The sequence below is a fragment of the Streptomyces sp. NBC_01454 genome (assembly GCF_036227565.1).
Taxonomy (GTDB): Bacteria; Actinomycetota; Actinomycetes; order Streptomycetales; family Streptomycetaceae; genus Streptomyces.
Genome location: NZ_CP109460.1, coordinates 3,887,803 through 3,903,942, shown reverse-complemented (window position 1 = coordinate 3,903,942; position 16,140 = coordinate 3,887,803). Strand labels below are relative to the sequence as shown.

The following is a 16,140-nucleotide window of genomic DNA, read 5'->3' as shown; positions in this document are numbered from 1 at the left end:
CGCTCCAGTTGGCTAGGACGGCTTGCCAGAAGCGGCCCTGATCGTCGCCGGGGTCGGGCGCGGGGCTTTTCCCTGCTCGCCCTCCTGGTCGGCCTCGCGCTCGTAATACAGCTCGGCCGCCTCGCGCATCGACAGGCATCCGGGTTCGCGGCTGTTGGCGGCGGACCAGATAAGGACGATGCCGAGTTGATCGTCTTGCATGCCGTTCTCGGCCCACTCATCCAGCGCACGCGGGCCGAACAGGGAAGAGAGCAGGCGGCGGATGTCGTCGGGGTCGCTGCTGTGCTTGACGCGTTCCATCTGGAGCGTGAAAAGGAGCGGGAGCGACGTGGGGAGCACGTATTCGCGCCCGTACAGCCGCAGGACCGCACCGAACCGCGGCTCGGTGGCCTGCTCCTCGGCAAAGAACTCGTCGAAGTCGGATACCTGGCGGGTGTGCTGGTCGCTCACGCTGCCTCCTCGGCGCAGATGGTGAAGGCGGGGGCGTAGCGCGGCCGGCCGCACTGGGTGAACGATGCGGTCCAACTGGTCTTGTCGTTGACCTCGCCCTCGGACTTGTCCGGCGTGACGGTCGCCTCCCAAATGACCCATGTGTCTTGGGAGTCGTGCCGCCACCGGATGAGGTTGCGGGAGTCGATGCCGAGGCGCTGCCCCCAATAGCGGTCGACGTACGCCTGTCCTTCGGCCTGACGGCCGGTGGCCGGGTCGAGGGCCCATTGCCCTTCGACTTCGATCTGTCCGCCACGCTGCATAACGTCCTGCTCGTACCAACCTGCCGAGTCGAAAGAGGTCGTCTCGGCGGTCTCCTCGTTTTCGCTCGCGTTGTGCGACCAGCTCGTCAGGTTCTCGATCGGTAGCCATCGCTTGTGGTGTGCGTGCGACTGGTCGAGGACTTCGAACACCCATCCGCGGGCGTCAATCGGTCGTCCCATGTGGGGAACTCTCTCTCTGTTGTTGTCAGTTGGCGCGGTGTGTGGTCGGCGCCCCGATGTCGAGGTCGAAATTCACGACGTGTTCGTGTCGGCCGGACGAATCGGGGCCCATGGGGGCCGGGGTGCCGCGTGCGGCGGCGAGGACAAGCCACGTCCCGTCGAGTAGCTCTCGCCCAGCGAGGCCGTGAAGTGCGCTGTAGATCGCGTGAGCGCGGCGGCGAGATACGCGCGGGTCGGGCCCGCCGCGTACGCGCACCTGTAGGCGAGGGGTGTCGTAGGCGTTGCGGGCATCGGGCGCGGCGCCGTCGTACAGCCACAGGGCGACCGCGGCATCGGGGGCGGGCGGCATGATCTCGACGAACAGGTCACCGGCCGTGCCGGTCGGGTCGTAGGTGACCAGTCCGCGGCCGTCGAGCAGGCGGGCGACGCCGTCGAGCGGGTCGAGGTCAGCCACGCAACGACCTCCGCAGCTGCGCCGCGATGATCTCGGCGACCGCGCCGGCCTGCTCGGTGAGGGGCCGTTCGAGGTACTTCGCGCTGCGGCCGGCATCGTGCCGGTAGCTGAGTTCTTCGTGCTGTCTGACCGCGTACGGGGTGTCGTAGGAAACGCCGGCCTTGAGCTGCGACTCGTCGACGCTCGCGACGCCGGAGCGTTCGAGGGTGGCCTCTTCGATCGGAACGACTCGGCGGGACGCGGCGAGGACGTGTTCGGCGGCGATGCGTAGTCCTCGCACGGCCCCGGCGTGGGTGCCGGCGAGGGCCTGCTCGCCGTGCCATCGCAGGCGGGCGCGCTGCGTCATTCGGCGCTCACCTCCGTTGACTGCGGTACGGGGAGCCCTGGCGCGGTGTGGTGGGCGACGCTGATCGCCTTGGTGGTGCGGCCGTCGGGGAGGGTGATCCGTGACTCGGCCGGACAGTCGAGGCCGGGCTCGGCGATGATCTGCGCGGTACTGGTGACCTCGCGTCCCTCGCGGTCACGCACGGTCCGGATCGTCTCCGCGACCAAGGCGGGCACGTCCTCGACGGGCGGGCCGTACTGCTGGCCGTACGCGCTGTCGCCGAGGTAGGGCTCGACGGTGATGCGGTGCGGCAAGAGCCATGTGGGGACGTTCACCAGATCACCCCCGGGAGCAGGCCGGCGCGGGTGAGGGCGCGGTGTGCGCGGGGGGCGAGGTCGACCTCGCCGGGTGCCGTCGGTGTGTCCTTGCGCCCGGACAGGCTTACGGAGCCGATGCTGACGGAGTCCCATCGGCTGGCCGTGCCCGTGCCGTCGTCGCCGGTGGCGAGCTGGTACTCGACCTGGGCACAGGTGGCATCGCCAAGGGCGTTGGCGACCTCGGGATTGGTCGGCATTCCGGCGCTGTCGGTGGCGTATACGGCCGTGAGTAGGGCGTCGTCCACGTCCTCACTGGCGCGGGCGAGCAGCCGCTCGGCGCTCGCCGGGGCCGGGTTGCCAGTCCACGCCGAGAGTCGTTCGGGGGTGGCGTAGGTTCGGCCCATGGCGGCTACTCCTCCTTGCTGCTGCGCTGCTTGCCGCGCGGGCGCGGGGCAGGCTTGGCCGGGGCGGCGCTCTCGTTTGCCGCGAATCCGATGGGGATGGAGTCGGGTACGTCGGGGCGGGTGACGGTGTAGCCATGGCGCCGGAAGTACAGCAGGGCCCCCGGTGAGGGGTTCTCGGCGACGGCGCGGCCGTCGGTGAATGCGATGCCCGCGACGATGCCCTCGCGCCCGTCCGGCGCGGTGATCTCGTAACGCAACTCAGGTCACCGGACCTTGATGTTCCGCAGCACTGCGGCGGCCTTGGTGGCCTTGAGTGCGACGGCGACGGGGCCGAGTTCGACCTCGCCGCGCTTGACGGCGTAGGCGGTCGAGAAATCGGGCAGCCACTGCTGCACCAGGTTGCCCGCAGTGGTGGTCACGCCGTGGAAACCGTCGAGGCCGAGGCGCACGGCGTACAGGTCGGACAGGCCGGCGACCGGGGCGGCCTCACCGTCCTCCTCTGCGGCGATCGGCCGAACATCCACGGGGATCACGGGGTCACTCGTGCCGGCCTTGGCGCCGAGGTCGATAAGAGGGATGCCGTCGTATCCGTCGATGGTGCGGCCGAACGCGTCCTCGCTGCGGGTGTAGTAACCCGCCCTGCGGGCGAGGGACTTCACGCGGGCGATGGTCTGCTTATTGCCGAGGATCGCGGACGGGGTCCCGTCGAGCAGGCCGAGGAATTCGTCGATCAGGTCGAGAGCGTCGTTCGCTCGCGCGCGGTCGTCGCCGAGGGCTTCTCCGGTCCAGTCGTGCACGGTGGTGGCGCCGATCTCGGTCGCGCTACCGGCGAGGGCAACGTCGAGGCCGTCGAAACCGGTCTCGCCGTTCGGGGTCGGAATACGCTCGCCGTTGATCACCTGGTCGGCGAAGAACGCGTTGGCGCTCTTGATGGTCTGCCCCATCTGAAGGGTGACTTCGTTGGTAGCGGCCGGGCCGAGGTTGGCGAGGACGCGGTCGATCTCGAACGCGCCGCCGAGCGGCACCAGGTCGACGGAGTAGCGGGCGCGCCGCGCCTCGGCGACGTCGTACTCGGTGTTGAAGGGGCGGAAGGCGGCGCCGCGCTCGGCAACGAGGCGTGTGTATCCGTACGTCAGGGTCGCGCCACCCCCGGCGGGGTTGACGGCCTGGTCGAACTGGAGATTGTCGAGCAGCCAAGACGACTTACGGAACTCATCGATGATTTGAAGGTCGACATCATCCTGTGTGTTGAGTTTGGCCTCGGCGAGGGTGATCGCCATAGGAGACTCCTTGCATGGGTGAGGAAACGAGGGACGGTCAGTTAGGGGATTCGCCGGAGGAGGGCCAGAGCCGGCCGACAGATCGTGAGGAGGAGTTACCGCAGAGCGCGGAAGACGCGATGCGTCGCGGAAACGTACATATTAGTGAGAATTCGATCCAGAGTTCGGGAGGCTCGGTCGGCCTGATCGCCTCGATCGCAGCACTCACAACGGCCGGATTAACAGGGGTTGCCGCAATCATTAGGGCGTGGGCGCAACTCCTCCTTGCGCGCGCTGACATGATTCGGGCGCGGTTGGGCCGAACGGCCGCCGATGGCGAGCGCGGAGAAGCCGAACCGGCAGAGGAAGCCAGCAGGAGAGACAACGAGGCTGGCGCCTAATTTCCGAGACGGGCGGCGATGGCGTCGTACAGCGTCTTGGGGTGCTGTTCAGCGGCGGGCGGGCTTGTGAACTCCGCCCCGCCGCGGGCGGGCCCGGTCGGCGCGGTGGCGAGCTTCGGGTTTGCGGTGACGGCGGCCTCGATGGCGGCCTGTATGGCGGCGGTGTCGGCCGGGTCGAGGTCGTCGAGGGATGTGGCGAACGCCCGGGAGTCAAGCAGGGCGTCGGCGTCGCCCCCCGCTTCGGCGGCGTGCCGGTATACGGAGAGTTCGACGGCGGTCTGTCGGGCCTGCGCCTGCGACGCGGTGAGCTGTGCTGTCAGCTGCGCGGGGTCGGCTTCCTGGCCGTCCGGGGTGATGCCGAGGGCACGGCCGATGTCCTGGGCGAGCTGGATGCGGGCCTCGTCGGCGGCGCGCTGCTTGGCCGTGACCCTGCTCTTTCCGGCCTCGGCGCGGGCGGCGGCGAGGTCGGATTCGAGGCGGGCGATAGTCGCGGCGGTGTCTTCGCCCTGTGCCGGGGCGGGCGCCGCGATCGGCGTCGGCGCGGTGCTGGTCGGGGCCTGCCCGGTCGGCGTCGTGGCGGGGTCGCTCTGCGGCGTGGTGGCGGGGGTGCTGCTCGTCGAGGGGTCGCTCATGGGTGCACTCCTGGTGCGGTGGGCGCCTGCTCCTGGCGGGCGCGTGTGGGCATGCGAAAGGGGCCCGCTCCTGGCGGGCCCCGTGGGGTGGTGCTGTCGGTGGCGGGTGCTAGTCGGCGGTCTCCGGCTGAGCGGACACAGGGCGCGTCTCGGCGTAGCCGCGAATCCACGCGGTACGCAGCGTCGACGCGTGCGGGTACGGGCACACGGTCGGCGCCTCGCCCCGCTCGCCGGCCGAGCGGCCGGCCGTGACTGCCTTGACGATGTCCTCGCGCGTGCCCACGCTGCCCCTTACCTCTTGCCCTGCTGGTCGGACTCGTTCTTGCGGGCGCCGGAGGCCCATCGCTGCGCCTGGCCGGTCGCCTTCTCGATGAACTCGGCCTGAGTGAGTCGGCCGTGTTCGGCCCACCACTCTTTCAGCTCGTCCGACGCGCGCGCGTACGCGATGCGTGCGGGCCCGCTGAACAGGGATACCGGGCTGATACCCGCGGCCTGGGCCTTCTTGGTGAGTAGGTAGCCGCGGCAGTCGTCTTCGGCCTGTAGGTACTGCCGATACACGTACTCGTCGTACAGGGCGCGGGCCTCGCGACGGGTGATCGTGCGGCGCTCGTCGGTGTCGCCCCCCTCCTGGTCGTGGGTGACGGCGAGGGCGGCGGCCTCGGTCGCGAATGTCTCGTCGTCGGCGAGGCGCCCCCACTCGTCCGGGTCCGGCGCGGGCGACATGGCGTCGGCGAGGGCTTCGCGGTCGGCGAGCATGTCGGCCGCCGCATCGCCAGTGTCGGCGGGGGCGGGTAACTCGATGCCGTCGCGCCGGTCTATCTCGGCGGCGATCCGGGCGAGTTCGTCGGCGGTGGCGTACTGCATGCACCACGCGAGTTCGTCGTCGGACACGTCGGCGAGGTCGCCGAGCAGTTGCCCGCTGGGAAACAGGCGGGTGAGCAGGTCGCGCCGGTTGGCCTCGGCGGCGAGCTGGGCAAGCGTTGCCGGGTCGGCGCCGCGGGCGCGGGCGGCGAGGTCGTGGTCGGACAGACCGACCAGGTCCGGGGACACGCCCGGTAGGCGGGTGGCGCGGTCGCGCCGGTCCATCTCCGCCATGACGCGCAACGCGTCGCCGTCGTCGAGGTGCCGGTACACGCGGGCGAGTTCGGTGTCGCTGAACTGCGTCAGGTCCTCAGCGAGAGTGCCGCCCGGCGTGACGCGGGCGAGCAGGTCGTCGAGGTCGCGGCGGTCGGCCTCAACCTCGATACGGGCGCGGGCGCGGTCGTCGAGCAGCCGCGAACCCTCGGCGGCGGCGAGCTGGTCGTCGCTCATTTCGCGTACGGTCTGCCCGTCGCCGGACCACACGCGTGCGGCGTCGAGCTGCTGCTCGGTTGCCTCGGTGCGCTCGGGGAGGTTCGAGGCGCCCGGCTGCTCGCGGTGCCGCAATCGTCGTAGGTCGGGGTGCGCGGTGAGGTGGTCGCGCATGGCGCCTTGCCACTGCCGCACCTTGAGCCGTGCGGCGCGCTGCGCCTCGGGGGTGATGGCGGCGGCCTCGCGCTTCTTGTACTTCCTGATGTGCCGCTCGATCTCGCGCTGTCGCTGTCCAGCCTCGTACCCGGCGGGGTCGCTGGTGGCGTCCTCGACGCGGGTAAGGCCCGGGGTGTAGGCGCTGACGGAGTGCCTACAGTTCGGATGCTGGAACCCTGTGAGGCGGGCCTCGTCGAGGGTGCCGGAGACCTGTACGGGGATCATGCGGCCGTCGTCGATGGCGTGCTCGACCTCGACCGTGCGCTCGCCGGTCGGCCCCTCGATGGTCAACACCTTGCCTTCCCATGGGCGGCACAGCGGGCATTCCCGTGGGGCGTCGGACACGATGACCAGCTCGATACCGGCGTCACTGAGCGTGCGCATGTGCGCCTCGGTCGCCGCCCGGGCAACGGACGTGCGTACCGCCATCTCGGCGTACGACGTGAGTTGCCAACGGCGGCCGGCCTTGTCGACGAACGCGCGTATGCCGGCGTCGGCAAACCGGCGCATGGCGTCCTGTGTGGCTTGCCGGCGGGTGCCGGTGCCCAGTAGGGGCGTGGCGGTGACCTCGGCGATGATGCGGCGGAATCCGTCGAGGACGGCGCGCAGAATCGAGCGGTGCGTCGAGGTGACGCGGTCGACGGTTTCCTGTGCGAGGCGGTCGACGGCCTGCGCGTTCGGCGTCACGTCGTCGACCAGGGCGCGGGCGGTGTCGGACAGTGCGCCGATTTCGGCGACTGCGGCCCGGTGGCCTTCGTTGTACGCCTCGGCGACCACGTCGAACACGTCGAGGGTTACCGCCTTGCCCAGTTCATCGACAACGCCCTGTGATGCCCTGCGTAGCTGCTGGATGGCGGCGAGCTTGCGCTCGGCCCACCCCGGGGCGTCGAGGCCGTCGGCGAGCTGACGGGCGATGATGCCGAGTAGGCGTACCTCGGCCGCGGCGTACAGGTCGCGTGTGCGGTCGGCGAGAGGTTCGACCATGCCCGGGTGGATCGGCATCGATTCACCCCCGGCATATCTCGCATTTAGGGTGTTTCAGTCACTCGAATTCGAAAGTGATCCAAATCACATACCGTTCTGCAGGGCCTCACGAGGAACCTAATTCTGCCTTATCAAGCCCCCTTCTGACCTGGGCCTAATGTCATTATTGATACGGGGGTGACTCTTAAAGCTTGACGGTAAAACCGCAGGTCAGTAAAGCTTTAAGAGTCAATTCGTGGGCTGGCGGAACTTCCTTGTATCGGGGCTTCGGTAGGGTGTTCCGCATGGGAATCGAAGTACAGGTAAACGCCCTTTCCGTTTCGTTATTCGGCTTGTTGGCCATGCTTCTCGTGGTCGCCCTTTCGCACCCCGATCCGGTGATTCGGGCACGGGCTGAACGTCTCTTGGTGAGCCTCTTCGGGGGCGGCGGTGCTCCCTCGCCGTAGAGCGCTGCATTCGTCATGCGGCCATGGGGAAGGTGCCGACGGGGTCGGGGGCGGCTGCTCCGGTCTCCGCGAGGATCGCGTCGACCTCGGCCCGTACCGCGGTGTCGTCCCAGTCGGGGTGAAGGATCTTGACCTTCGTCGCGGTGCTGACGGCGCCCGCGCGGTTGAGCAGGTCGAGCGTGGTCGCGGTGGACTGCTCCGATTCCGCGACCCCGTCGCCGAACTCGACGCGGGGCCGGGCGGGCGTGATCCGGTTGCCGAACTGGTGGGCGTCAAGCTGCAACATCACGTGCAGCATGTCGGCGACGCCGTGGCGCCAATACCCGGCCTTCTTGCGGCGGGTCACCACCGACCGTCGGTCGCGGCTGTCGACTTCGGTCGCGGTGACGGGCTGGCCGTCGCCGTCGAGGCCGAACGACTGCGGCGAGTATCCGGCGGCCTGCGCGGCTTGCCGGGTGATCGCCTCGGCCGTGGCGCGGTGCTCCTCGACCCTGATATCGAACTGACTCAAGGTGATGCCGGCACCCTCGTTGGGCGGCATCTTCAGGGAGTGCCAGACCTCGCGATCGTCGTCGAACGACGCGCCCTGTCCAGGGCCCTCGTTGCGTAGGTACCCGTCCGGAACGATCAGGCGGGCACGGGCGAGGCGAATGTCGCGCAGCCACGATGACCACGTCTCGTCGAGGGCGTCGAACAGGTCACGGATCGGGGCGTCGTAGTCGCTGCGCCCGACTTCGGAACCGCGGTGTAGCCGGTTGGGCAGCATGTTGGGGATGTACGCGGCGGTGAGGTCGCGTATGCCGGTGGCGATGCTGACCCCGTCGTCGCCGAGGGAGTCGGCGAGGTCGGCCGTTTCGGGGTGCTCGGTGAGCGGCACGGCGCGGCCGAGGTTATCGAGCGTGCCCTCGTACAGGGCATGCAGGATGCGCCCCGATTCGTGGCGCTCGACGTGGCGCCACACGGTTGCATCGTTGCTGCCCGGGAGTTCACGCCAGAAGTTGACGGCGCGCAGCATCCCGTACCGGAACTCGGGCAGGGCTCCGTCCGGCTGCATGACGGTCAACAGGGGCCGGTCGACCAATTCGCGGTCCCACGTGGCCCGTAGGAATACCCCGGACAGGGCGGCGGCCTGCTCGGCGGCGCCGAGAAACGTCTGTTGTGCGCGGCCTTCGTCGAGCAGCTGGTCGAGACGTGCCTGTGTCGCCGTGTCCTCGACAGTGATCATCGGCATGTCTGCGAACAACAGGTCGGCGCTTGTCGACGCGATGTCGCCGGCGAGCGGGACATGCAGCCGCTCGCGCCGGTCGACCTGGGGCTCGCCCGAGGTGCGCCCCCACAGGCGCCGCCGGTCGGTGGGGCGCGGGGAATTGGCGTAGGCGCGGGCGAGGCGGCGCGCATCGCCGCTGTACCACGCGTCATTGACGCGCATCTCGGCGTAGTACGGGGCCCACTGCGGCGGGGGCCATGCTGCGCCGTTGTCAGGGAGAGCCATCGGGCTTCACCTCCTCGACGGTCGCCTCGAACGCGGCGGCGGCCTGGCGGAACAGGGCGGCGAGGTTCGGGCCCACCTGCTCGCCGGCGGCGAGGGTGAGGGCGCCGACCTCGACCGTGTGCTCGCCGACGGTGAGCTGTACGGGCAGGGTGAGCGTGGGCTCGGTCATGCGGCGGCGGTCTCCTTCGGTGGCGCGGTGAGCAGGTGGCGCCACTCGTGGGCGGTGGAGTGCGCGACGTAGCGCAGTGCGTCGGCGCTGTGGTCGTCCACCTTCAACGGCGCGTCCTCGCCGCGCTCGGTAGCGCGCGAGTCCCAGCTGTACGCGGGGAGTTCGGCGAGCAACCCCTCGCATGACTCGTGTACGAGCAGGCGGTCGGCGGCGAGCAGGCTCGATACGGACCGGATGCCATCGGCAACGTCGTTCGTCGCGCGGGCGAGACCGGGGTATCCGTCCTGCCACATCTGCGTACTGAACGATGCGGCCGAGGGGTCGACGAACGTCCACTCGGGCACGATGCCGAGGCCGTCGAGCCATGCGCGTACGGCGCGGCTGTACTGGGCGTCGGTCATGCTGCGGTGCGCGGCGCGGGAGTCGTGGCGCCACTCCGCGACCACGTACAGGCGGTCGTCGACGCCCTCGCCGAGCAGCAGCGCGGCAAACGGGTTCGTGGTGCCGTAGTCGATGGCGCACCAGTGCCGGCGCATCTCGGGGAGCGCAGTCACGACGTGCCGGGACTCTTCCCACATGTCGTAGATGGCGCCCTCGGCGACGACCCACGCGCCGTCGATCATGCGGCGGCGCCACAGGCCGACGTACTCGGCGGCGAGGTCGGCGACGTACTCGGGCGACAACGACGGGTTGTCGCCCAGCTTGAAGTGCCACGCCCTGAGATTCAGCTCGCCGGCGCGGTCGAGATACCCGGTCTTCAACCAGTGGCGCGGCGAGTCGGGGTTCGTGGTCGCGTACAGGCGCGCCCCGGGAACGGACAGGCGGGCGAGTAGCTGCGTCCAAAAACCCTCGGGTACGAGCGTCGCCTCGTCGACGTATGCGAGCTGCGCGGTAAGGCCACGTAGGCGACCCTCGGCGCGGGTGTCCGCGGCGCCGATCAGGTGGACCGTGCGGCCAAGGATCGTCGCCGTGGTCGCGCCGCGGGTGTGCTGAACATGCCGGGCGAGGGGCCCGAAAAGGCCGCCATCTTGCAGGGGTTCGAGACAGTTGCGCTCGATCGTTTGCAGGCTGCGCCCACAGATGATGATCAGCCCGGACGGGCCCGCGGTGGCAACGGCGATAACGAACGCCAACAGCGAGGCGATCGTCTTGCCGGACCGAACAGACCCGTGCCACATGTTGATACGGGCCGTGGCGCGGCCGATGCTGCGCAGCTGCTTACGGGACAGGGGCAAGCGGTCGAGGTCGAGCAACGCTCACCCCCCCGTCGGCGCCCCCGTCGTCGGTGTCGTCTGCGACTGCGCGGGTAAGGGCCTCGCCGAGCGTGCCGAGCATCGAACGAACCTGGGCAGCGTCCTCGCCGCCCTCGGCGGGTGCGAGCTTGAGCGACTTCTCGATCGCCGTCCCGGTCGCGGCGATGATCTGCCGTTGATCGCCGAACGCGGGCCGGTCGAGGCGGGTCTCGGACCAAACGTTGTCCTTACCGCCGAACGCGCCGATGGTGCACGGCTCCCACAGCTGCGCCCGCAGACGCTCGGCGTCGGTGTGCAGCTGCTCGGCGAGCTGGGCGCGGCGGGCGGCGAGGTCGATGCGGCGCGCCTCGGTCGCGGCGACTACCTCTGGGCCGCGCTCGAACGTGAGGGGCGGGTCGAACTGTCCGGCAATCTTCGACACGGTCGAGGGGCTGCGGCCGATCGCGCGGGCAATCTCGTTGCGGGCCTTGCCCTCGGCGTGCAGGCGGCGAACCTGCTCGCGGTCGCGGTCGTCGATGGGGCGCGCCATGGGCGGTCACCTCCTCGCCGGTGGACATGCGAACGCCCCGCCGCACGGGGGAGAGCGACGGGGCGTTCGGGGGCATCGGCGGCCGATTCTGGGCACGCCGAAGACGCGGCCCATTAGATCACGGAACGGTAACGGTGCGCAATGCGCATCCTTACGTGCGGGCGACGGACTGCCAGCGTTCGGCGCGGCGACGGTCGGCGGGTGATGTCGGCGTACAAGCTCGCGCGGGTGCCCTCCTCTGCGAGCTGTCCGCGGTCACCTCCCGTCGACTCCCACAGAGACGCGATGCGGGCGGCTGCGGCGCGGGCCGTGGCGAGGTCGGCGGCGGTGATGTCCACGCGGACAATGCCGGGGCCGGCCCATGGTGCGGTGTCGGTCATGTCGTCGGGCACGCGCGGCCCGGCCGCGGTGGTTCGCCGGACGCCGGGAATTCACACGAGCGGATATCACACACGCACGTACGACGCTCTCGTGTCCGGCCCTACGGCGCCTGTCGGACGGCGGCGGAAGCGTCGCACCCCGTTCGCATGATGACGGCGAGGTCGTCGTACATGCCCTCGTCGAGGATGCGCACGGACAGTGACCGCCCGACGGCGGGCGGGAGGTTCGAGGGTTGGGGCGGCTGCTGGGTAGGGTTGCTATCGGCCATGTGGGGGTTGCTCCCATGTGGTTAGTCGGGCCCGTCCGGCGGTGGAGTCGCCGCGTGCGGGCCCGCGCTGTTGTTGGGGGGCTTACTCGTTGGGGTCGCGCTCGACATCGCCGCGGGCGTCGCCGAGGTCGAGGCCGTCGCCCGCGCGCCAGACTGCGACGCGCACGCACTTGGTCGCGAGGTCGTCGTCGAGGCGTTCGTCGAGGATGCGGCGGGCGACCTCGTCGGCCGTCTCGCCGGCGCTCTCCTCGATCCCGTCGGCGATGCGCTGCCACGGCTCGTCGTCGCTGCCGGATGTCCATCCGTCCGGCTGGACATACAGGACCCATTGGGCTTCCCACGGGTAGTCGCGCAGCATCCGGTAGACGTACGACGGTGTGAGATCGAGTTCCGCGGCGATCTCCTTCGCCGTCCACCCGTCGACCCTGGCATCGACCACTACGCCCGACATGGACGCCTCAAGGGCCTTCGCCACGCGGCGGATGACGCCTGCCTCTGCGAGCGGCAGGGACGAACCGACCTGCTCGGCGAGGTCGTGGCGCTCCGCGGTGCTCCTCGCCTTGCGGAAACCCTCGGCGAGCAGGTCGAGGGCGGTCCCCTCGGCGGCCTCGTACTGGCGCCGCTCGGCTTCGCGCTCCTCCTCGTACCGGGTCAACTCGGCCAGTAGATGCGCCTGGAATCGACCCATGGCCGTGCCCTCGGTCTGCTCCTGGGCGCGGCGCTCGGCGAGCATCCGGCGGTTGTGGATGCGCGTTGCCTCGGTGCCACCCATGGCGGCGACCATGCCCTCGATCGATGCCTGTTGGCCGGCCGGGGTCGTGGGGAACTTGCTCGCGTCCGCGCGGGTGTAATGCGCGGTGGTGGGCTCGTCGGGCTGTTCGGTGGCGTCCATGGGTGCTGCTCCTGCTGGTGGTTCGGGGCCCGCCCTCGGTCGAGGGCGGGCCGGGCGGTGGTCAGCTGAACAACGCGCCCTGATCGGCCGGGCGCTCGAACAGGGTCGCGTCGGCGTCCTGCCCGATCCATGCGCCCTGCCACGTTCCGTCGGTGGCGTCGGCCTCGGTGACCAGGGCGGCGGCGAGGCGCTGTTCGTCGTCGACCTGGGCGCAGGCGTTGATGCGGGCGGCGTAGGCGGTCAGTAGGGCCTGTTCGGCCTTGTGGTCGAGGCCGGTCGACGTATAGCCGCGGGCCTGTGCCTCGCGGCGAGCGGTGGCGCGGTGCTGCGTGATGCCGGCGGCCTGCTCCATTGCCTCGAAACGGCGGCCGTGCGGCTCGCGGGCAGGCTTGCCGGCGCGGGTGATGCAACGGACGCCCGCGGCGACGTGACATTCGGGGCAGATGACGGCGTCGGCGAGGTCTTCGAGGGTGACGGCCTGGTCGTCGTCCTCGACGGGGGCAGCGAGGTGCGTGTCGGCAACGACCGCGGCCTCGGCGCGGTCGCGGGCCTCGGCCGTGACGCAACGTGCGCACAGGTGCCACCCGCTCACGTTCGCGAAGATGCCGTTACGCCCGCCGGCGGGGCGCCCGCAGAACAGGTCACGGGTACCGGGGCGGCGATAGTGGCCGGTCGTCTTGAGGACGGCGCCGCGCGCGGCGTAGGTGGTGGCCTGCTCGCCCTCAGGGGCGCCCTGCTCGGCGGCCTTGGCCTCGGTTACCAGGGCGTCGGCCTTCTTCGTGCAGCGCTCGCACGGGGTGGTGAGCGGGTAGTCGGCGATCTTCTCGCGGGTGATGCGGAACGTCGAGCGGGGTCGGATGGTGCGGCGGCAGAGTGCGCGGCCCTCATCGTCGAACGCGTGAAACAGGCCGTAGCTCTGGGTGGTGGCCCAAATCTCGATGTCCATGGGGGTTGCTCCCTTGGTCGGTGGTGCCGGGTGGAGTCCGGCGGCCGGGTGGAGTCCGGCAGAACCTCACCGTAGCGCAGTGAGAACTGAGTACACAAGGATCAGTGAACTCGGTTCATTGCATGAGGGGGCCCCGTCAACTCCGGTGCCCCCTCTGCCTGTTGCCTCGGGATGGGCTACGCCTCGGCGCCTTGCCGGCGGGTGTCGAGGGCGACCCACAGGCCGACCAGATCGGCGCCTCGCCACGCTCGGCGGCGCCGGTTGTCGAGGTCGACGGGTGCCTCGCACGCCTCTCCGGTCGAGCAGGTGAGCACAGGCTCGCCCCCGGGGCGGGTGTGGCCGGTGAGCTGTCCGCCGCACCAGGGGCAGGGTTCGGCGAGGTCGGTCGTGCGTCCGTCGCGGCCGAGGGCGCGCTCGACCGTGCGGCGGGCGGTGCCTGCGTGCGCGGCGACCTCGTCGAGCAGGCGGGCGGGCAGGGGCTCGAACAGGCCGTCGGCGTCGTCCTCGGCGAGGGCGCGGCCGGCTATCCACACAGCTGCCCAGTGCAGGCCGTACGTGCGTGATCCGGGCGAGGTGGGCGCCTGGTAGTGCCACCGTGCGGGGTCGGTCGCGTCGGCCTGGTCGGTGATGAATCGGCCGCGGTCGTCGCGCGCCGTTCGGATGGGGCGTTGTACCTGGGCGGCGACGCGGTCGGCGAGGCCGAACAACTCGCGCTCGACCTCGATCGCAGCGTCGAGGGCGTCGAGGTTGAGCGGGGCGGGGTGCTCGCGGATGGTGAGCGGAAGGCGGCCGACGACGGGCTCGACCACCTGCTCGTCATCCTCGGTGTGGTCGTCGGCGGCGAGCTGGTCGAGGAATCCGCGGCGCTCACGCGGCGGCCACTCCGCGGCCGGCGGGCGGGCGATGGCGGCGAGCAGGTCGCCCCACTGTTCGCGTACGGCGGCGAGGTCATCCTCGACGCGGCGGGCGAGGGGTGAGCGGGTGAGGTCGAGGGCGGTCGTCATGACGGGCGCGGCTCCCTTCCTGTAGTGCGGGCGGTGCTGGTCAGGGCCGGGCGTCGCGCAGTGCGGCGAGGGCGCGCTCGCGGTCCTGCTCAGCCTCGGCGATGGCGTCCTCGGCGGCGCGCGTGCGCTGCTGCTCCCTGCGGACGGCAGCGGCTTGCCCGGCGGCGGCGCGGCGGGCCTGGTCGCCCTCGGCGAGTTCGGCCTCGACGTGGGCGCGCAGTAGGCCGGCCTCGGCCGCTGTGAGCGGTGCGCCCCGCTGTACGCGGGCGAGCAGGACGAACAGGGACTCGCGGCGGGCGTCGCGCGCGGCGGCGCCCTGGGTGCGGTCGGCCCGGGTGCGGCGGCGGCTCACGGGTGGGTCTCCTCGGTGCGGTCGGTCAGTGCGCGGCATGTGGTGCAGCCGCTCGGGCAACGCCCCGCAAGGCGCAACAGGGCGCGGTCGGCGCGGGCCCGGGTACGGCGGCCGGCGAGGGGGCCAGGGAGGCACACCAACAGGGCGAGGAACACACTGGATGCGGCGACCAGGGCGAGAGTTGCCCACGCTGCGCCGCTCACTTGCCGGCCTGGTCGTCGAGGCTGATCGCGTGGCGGTCGAGCAGCTTGCGAACGTTGCTCATGCCGGTGAGCAGGCCGCGCGAACTGCGGGTCACGCCGTACCGCTCGCGGCTCTCCTCGGTCTCCTGCTCGGCGAGGCGGGCGAGTTCGCGAGTGTGCGCGGCGAGCAGGATGAGGGCGGCGGCGAGGGCCTGCTCGGGGGTGCGCGGGGCGTCGTCGAGCAGGACATCGCGCAGCGTGATGACAGCCGGGTGACTGGCGGACTCGTTGAACGCGAGGGCCGACCGAACTTCGTCGACCCAATCCGGGGCGGGCTGCTGCTCCGGGGTCTCGACGTTGGCGGCGACGTGGTCGAGCAGGGCGTCGAGACCGGCCGGGCGGTGCGAGGCGGAGGGGGTGCGGGTCATGGGGTGTGTGGCTCCTGTCTCGGGTCTAGGGCGAGGCGCGGCTCGCGCGCGCGGGCGGGCCCGCGACCGGTCGCGCGGCCGATCGCGGGGCCTGCTTAGAACGGGGGTTCGTCGCTTTGCTGGGTTGCCCACGGGTCCGCGGCGGGCTGCTGGTCGTAGCCGTATCCCTGGTGCTGCTGGTGCTGCTGGTGCTGCTGTGGGGCGCCCTGGGGGTTGCTGGTGGCCTTGGTGACGACGGCGGTTGCACGGAGCAGGGAGGGGGCGACCTCGTCGGCCTGGATTTCGTACGAGGAACGGGTCTTGCCTTCGCGGTCCTCGTACTGGCGCTGGGTGAGGCGGCCGACGACGATTACGCGCATGCCGCGGGTGATGGACTCGGCGACGTTCTCGGCCTGCTGGCGCCATACGGCGACGCCGAGGAACAGGGGCTCGCCGTCCTCGAATTGGTTGGTCTGCCGGTTGAACTTCCGCGGCGTGCTGGCTACGCGGAGGTTGGCGACGGCGGCGCCCGACGGGGTGAACCTGAGTTCCGGGTCGTTCACGACGTTGCCGGTCATGGTGAATGTGGTCTCGCCACTCATGGG

Annotated in this window: 23 protein-coding genes; all 23 read right to left on the bottom strand. The window is 70.7% G+C overall.

Annotated elements, in window-relative coordinates:
• Nucleotides 1-12: 12 nt before the first annotated feature.
• Nucleotides 13-450: a hypothetical protein gene (locus OIU81_RS17215; protein WP_329148818.1), complete on the bottom strand. Its 438-nt coding sequence runs from the start codon at nt 448-450 to the stop codon at nt 13-15.
• Nucleotides 447-932 carry a phage tail tube protein gene (locus OIU81_RS17210; protein ID WP_329148816.1) on the bottom strand — a complete coding sequence of 162 codons (486 nt, stop codon included), beginning with the start codon at nt 930-932 and terminating at the stop codon, nt 447-449. Before OIU81_RS17210 ends, OIU81_RS17215 begins: the two co-directional genes overlap by 4 nt.
• Before the next feature lie 25 nt (nt 933-957).
• Nucleotides 958-1,386 carry a minor capsid protein gene (locus tag OIU81_RS17205; RefSeq protein ID WP_329148814.1) on the bottom strand — a complete coding sequence of 143 codons (429 nt, stop codon included), beginning with the start codon at nt 1,384-1,386 and terminating at the stop codon, nt 958-960.
• Nucleotides 1,379-1,732 carry a hypothetical protein gene (locus OIU81_RS17200; protein WP_329148812.1) on the bottom strand — a complete coding sequence of 118 codons (354 nt, stop codon included), beginning with the start codon at nt 1,730-1,732 and terminating at the stop codon, nt 1,379-1,381. The genes OIU81_RS17205 and OIU81_RS17200 overlap by 8 nt, the downstream gene beginning before the upstream one ends.
• A complete protein-coding gene (locus OIU81_RS17195; protein ID WP_329148810.1) occupies nt 1,729-2,046 on the bottom strand; it encodes a hypothetical protein in 318 nt (105 codons plus the stop codon). The genes OIU81_RS17200 and OIU81_RS17195 overlap by 4 nt, the downstream gene beginning before the upstream one ends.
• Entirely contained in the window at nt 2,043-2,432 is a 390-nt protein-coding gene (locus OIU81_RS17190) for a hypothetical protein (RefSeq protein ID WP_329148808.1), read from the bottom strand. Before OIU81_RS17190 ends, OIU81_RS17195 begins: the two co-directional genes overlap by 4 nt.
• Nucleotides 2,433-2,437: 5 nt before the next feature.
• Nucleotides 2,438-2,689, bottom strand: a complete 252-nt coding sequence (locus OIU81_RS17185) for a hypothetical protein (RefSeq protein ID WP_329148807.1) — start codon at nt 2,687-2,689, stop codon at nt 2,438-2,440.
• 6 nt (nt 2,690-2,695) lie between these two features.
• Nucleotides 2,696-3,712, bottom strand: coding sequence for a major capsid protein (locus tag OIU81_RS17180; RefSeq protein WP_329148805.1), 1,017 nt, complete (start codon nt 3,710-3,712; stop codon nt 2,696-2,698).
• 376 nt (nt 3,713-4,088) lie between these two features.
• Nucleotides 4,089-4,724: a hypothetical protein gene (locus tag OIU81_RS17175; RefSeq protein ID WP_329148803.1), complete on the bottom strand. Its 636-nt coding sequence runs from the start codon at nt 4,722-4,724 to the stop codon at nt 4,089-4,091.
• Nucleotides 4,725-4,833: 109 nt separating this feature from the next.
• Nucleotides 4,834-5,007, bottom strand: coding sequence for an Rmf/CrpP fold protein (locus OIU81_RS17170; RefSeq protein ID WP_329148801.1), 174 nt, complete (start codon nt 5,005-5,007; stop codon nt 4,834-4,836).
• 8 nt (nt 5,008-5,015) lie between these two features.
• On the bottom strand, nt 5,016-7,232 hold the full coding sequence (locus tag OIU81_RS17165; protein ID WP_329148799.1) for a phage minor capsid protein: 2,217 nt from the start codon (nt 7,230-7,232) through the stop codon (nt 5,016-5,018).
• A 441-nt stretch (nt 7,233-7,673) separates the two neighbouring features.
• The gene (locus tag OIU81_RS17160) at nt 7,674-9,152 is read right to left on the bottom strand and encodes a phage portal protein (RefSeq protein WP_329148798.1); all 1,479 of its coding nucleotides are present in this window, start codon (nt 9,150-9,152) and stop codon (nt 7,674-7,676) included.
• Nucleotides 9,139-9,321 carry a hypothetical protein gene (locus OIU81_RS17155; RefSeq protein ID WP_329148796.1) on the bottom strand — a complete coding sequence of 61 codons (183 nt, stop codon included), beginning with the start codon at nt 9,319-9,321 and terminating at the stop codon, nt 9,139-9,141. The genes OIU81_RS17160 and OIU81_RS17155 overlap by 14 nt, the downstream gene beginning before the upstream one ends.
• Complete coding sequence (locus OIU81_RS17150; protein ID WP_329148794.1) at nt 9,318-10,574, bottom strand: PBSX family phage terminase large subunit; 1,257 nt, start codon at nt 10,572-10,574, stop codon at nt 9,318-9,320. The genes OIU81_RS17155 and OIU81_RS17150 overlap by 4 nt, the downstream gene beginning before the upstream one ends.
• Entirely contained in the window at nt 10,540-11,103 is a 564-nt protein-coding gene (locus OIU81_RS17145; RefSeq protein WP_329148791.1) for a helix-turn-helix domain-containing protein, read from the bottom strand. Before OIU81_RS17145 ends, OIU81_RS17150 begins: the two co-directional genes overlap by 35 nt.
• A 113-nt stretch (nt 11,104-11,216) precedes the next feature.
• The gene (locus OIU81_RS42355) at nt 11,217-11,483 is read right to left on the bottom strand and encodes a DUF6207 family protein (protein WP_443074149.1); all 267 of its coding nucleotides are present in this window, start codon (nt 11,481-11,483) and stop codon (nt 11,217-11,219) included.
• 101 nt (nt 11,484-11,584) lie between these two features.
• A complete protein-coding gene (locus tag OIU81_RS17140) occupies nt 11,585-11,752 on the bottom strand; it encodes a hypothetical protein (RefSeq protein ID WP_329148789.1) in 168 nt (55 codons plus the stop codon).
• Nucleotides 11,753-11,834: 82 nt separating this feature from the next.
• The gene (locus OIU81_RS17135; protein ID WP_329148787.1) at nt 11,835-12,644 is read right to left on the bottom strand and encodes a hypothetical protein; all 810 of its coding nucleotides are present in this window, start codon (nt 12,642-12,644) and stop codon (nt 11,835-11,837) included.
• A 61-nt stretch (nt 12,645-12,705) separates the two neighbouring features.
• Nucleotides 12,706-13,590 carry a zinc finger domain-containing protein gene (locus tag OIU81_RS17130; protein ID WP_329148785.1) on the bottom strand — a complete coding sequence of 295 codons (885 nt, stop codon included), beginning with the start codon at nt 13,588-13,590 and terminating at the stop codon, nt 12,706-12,708.
• A gap of 176 nt (nt 13,591-13,766) precedes the next feature.
• A complete protein-coding gene (locus OIU81_RS17125; RefSeq protein WP_329148783.1) occupies nt 13,767-14,594 on the bottom strand; it encodes a hypothetical protein in 828 nt (275 codons plus the stop codon).
• 40 nt (nt 14,595-14,634) lie between these two features.
• Nucleotides 14,635-14,946, bottom strand: a complete 312-nt coding sequence (locus tag OIU81_RS17120) for a hypothetical protein (RefSeq protein WP_329148781.1) — start codon at nt 14,944-14,946, stop codon at nt 14,635-14,637.
• Between the two features lie 199 nt (nt 14,947-15,145).
• Nucleotides 15,146-15,556 carry a hypothetical protein gene (locus OIU81_RS17115; RefSeq protein ID WP_329148780.1) on the bottom strand — a complete coding sequence of 137 codons (411 nt, stop codon included), beginning with the start codon at nt 15,554-15,556 and terminating at the stop codon, nt 15,146-15,148.
• Nucleotides 15,557-15,651: 95 nt separating this feature from the next.
• On the bottom strand, nt 15,652-16,137 hold the full coding sequence (locus OIU81_RS17110; protein ID WP_329148779.1) for a single-stranded DNA-binding protein: 486 nt from the start codon (nt 16,135-16,137) through the stop codon (nt 15,652-15,654).
• Nucleotides 16,138-16,140: the final 3 nt, after the last annotated feature.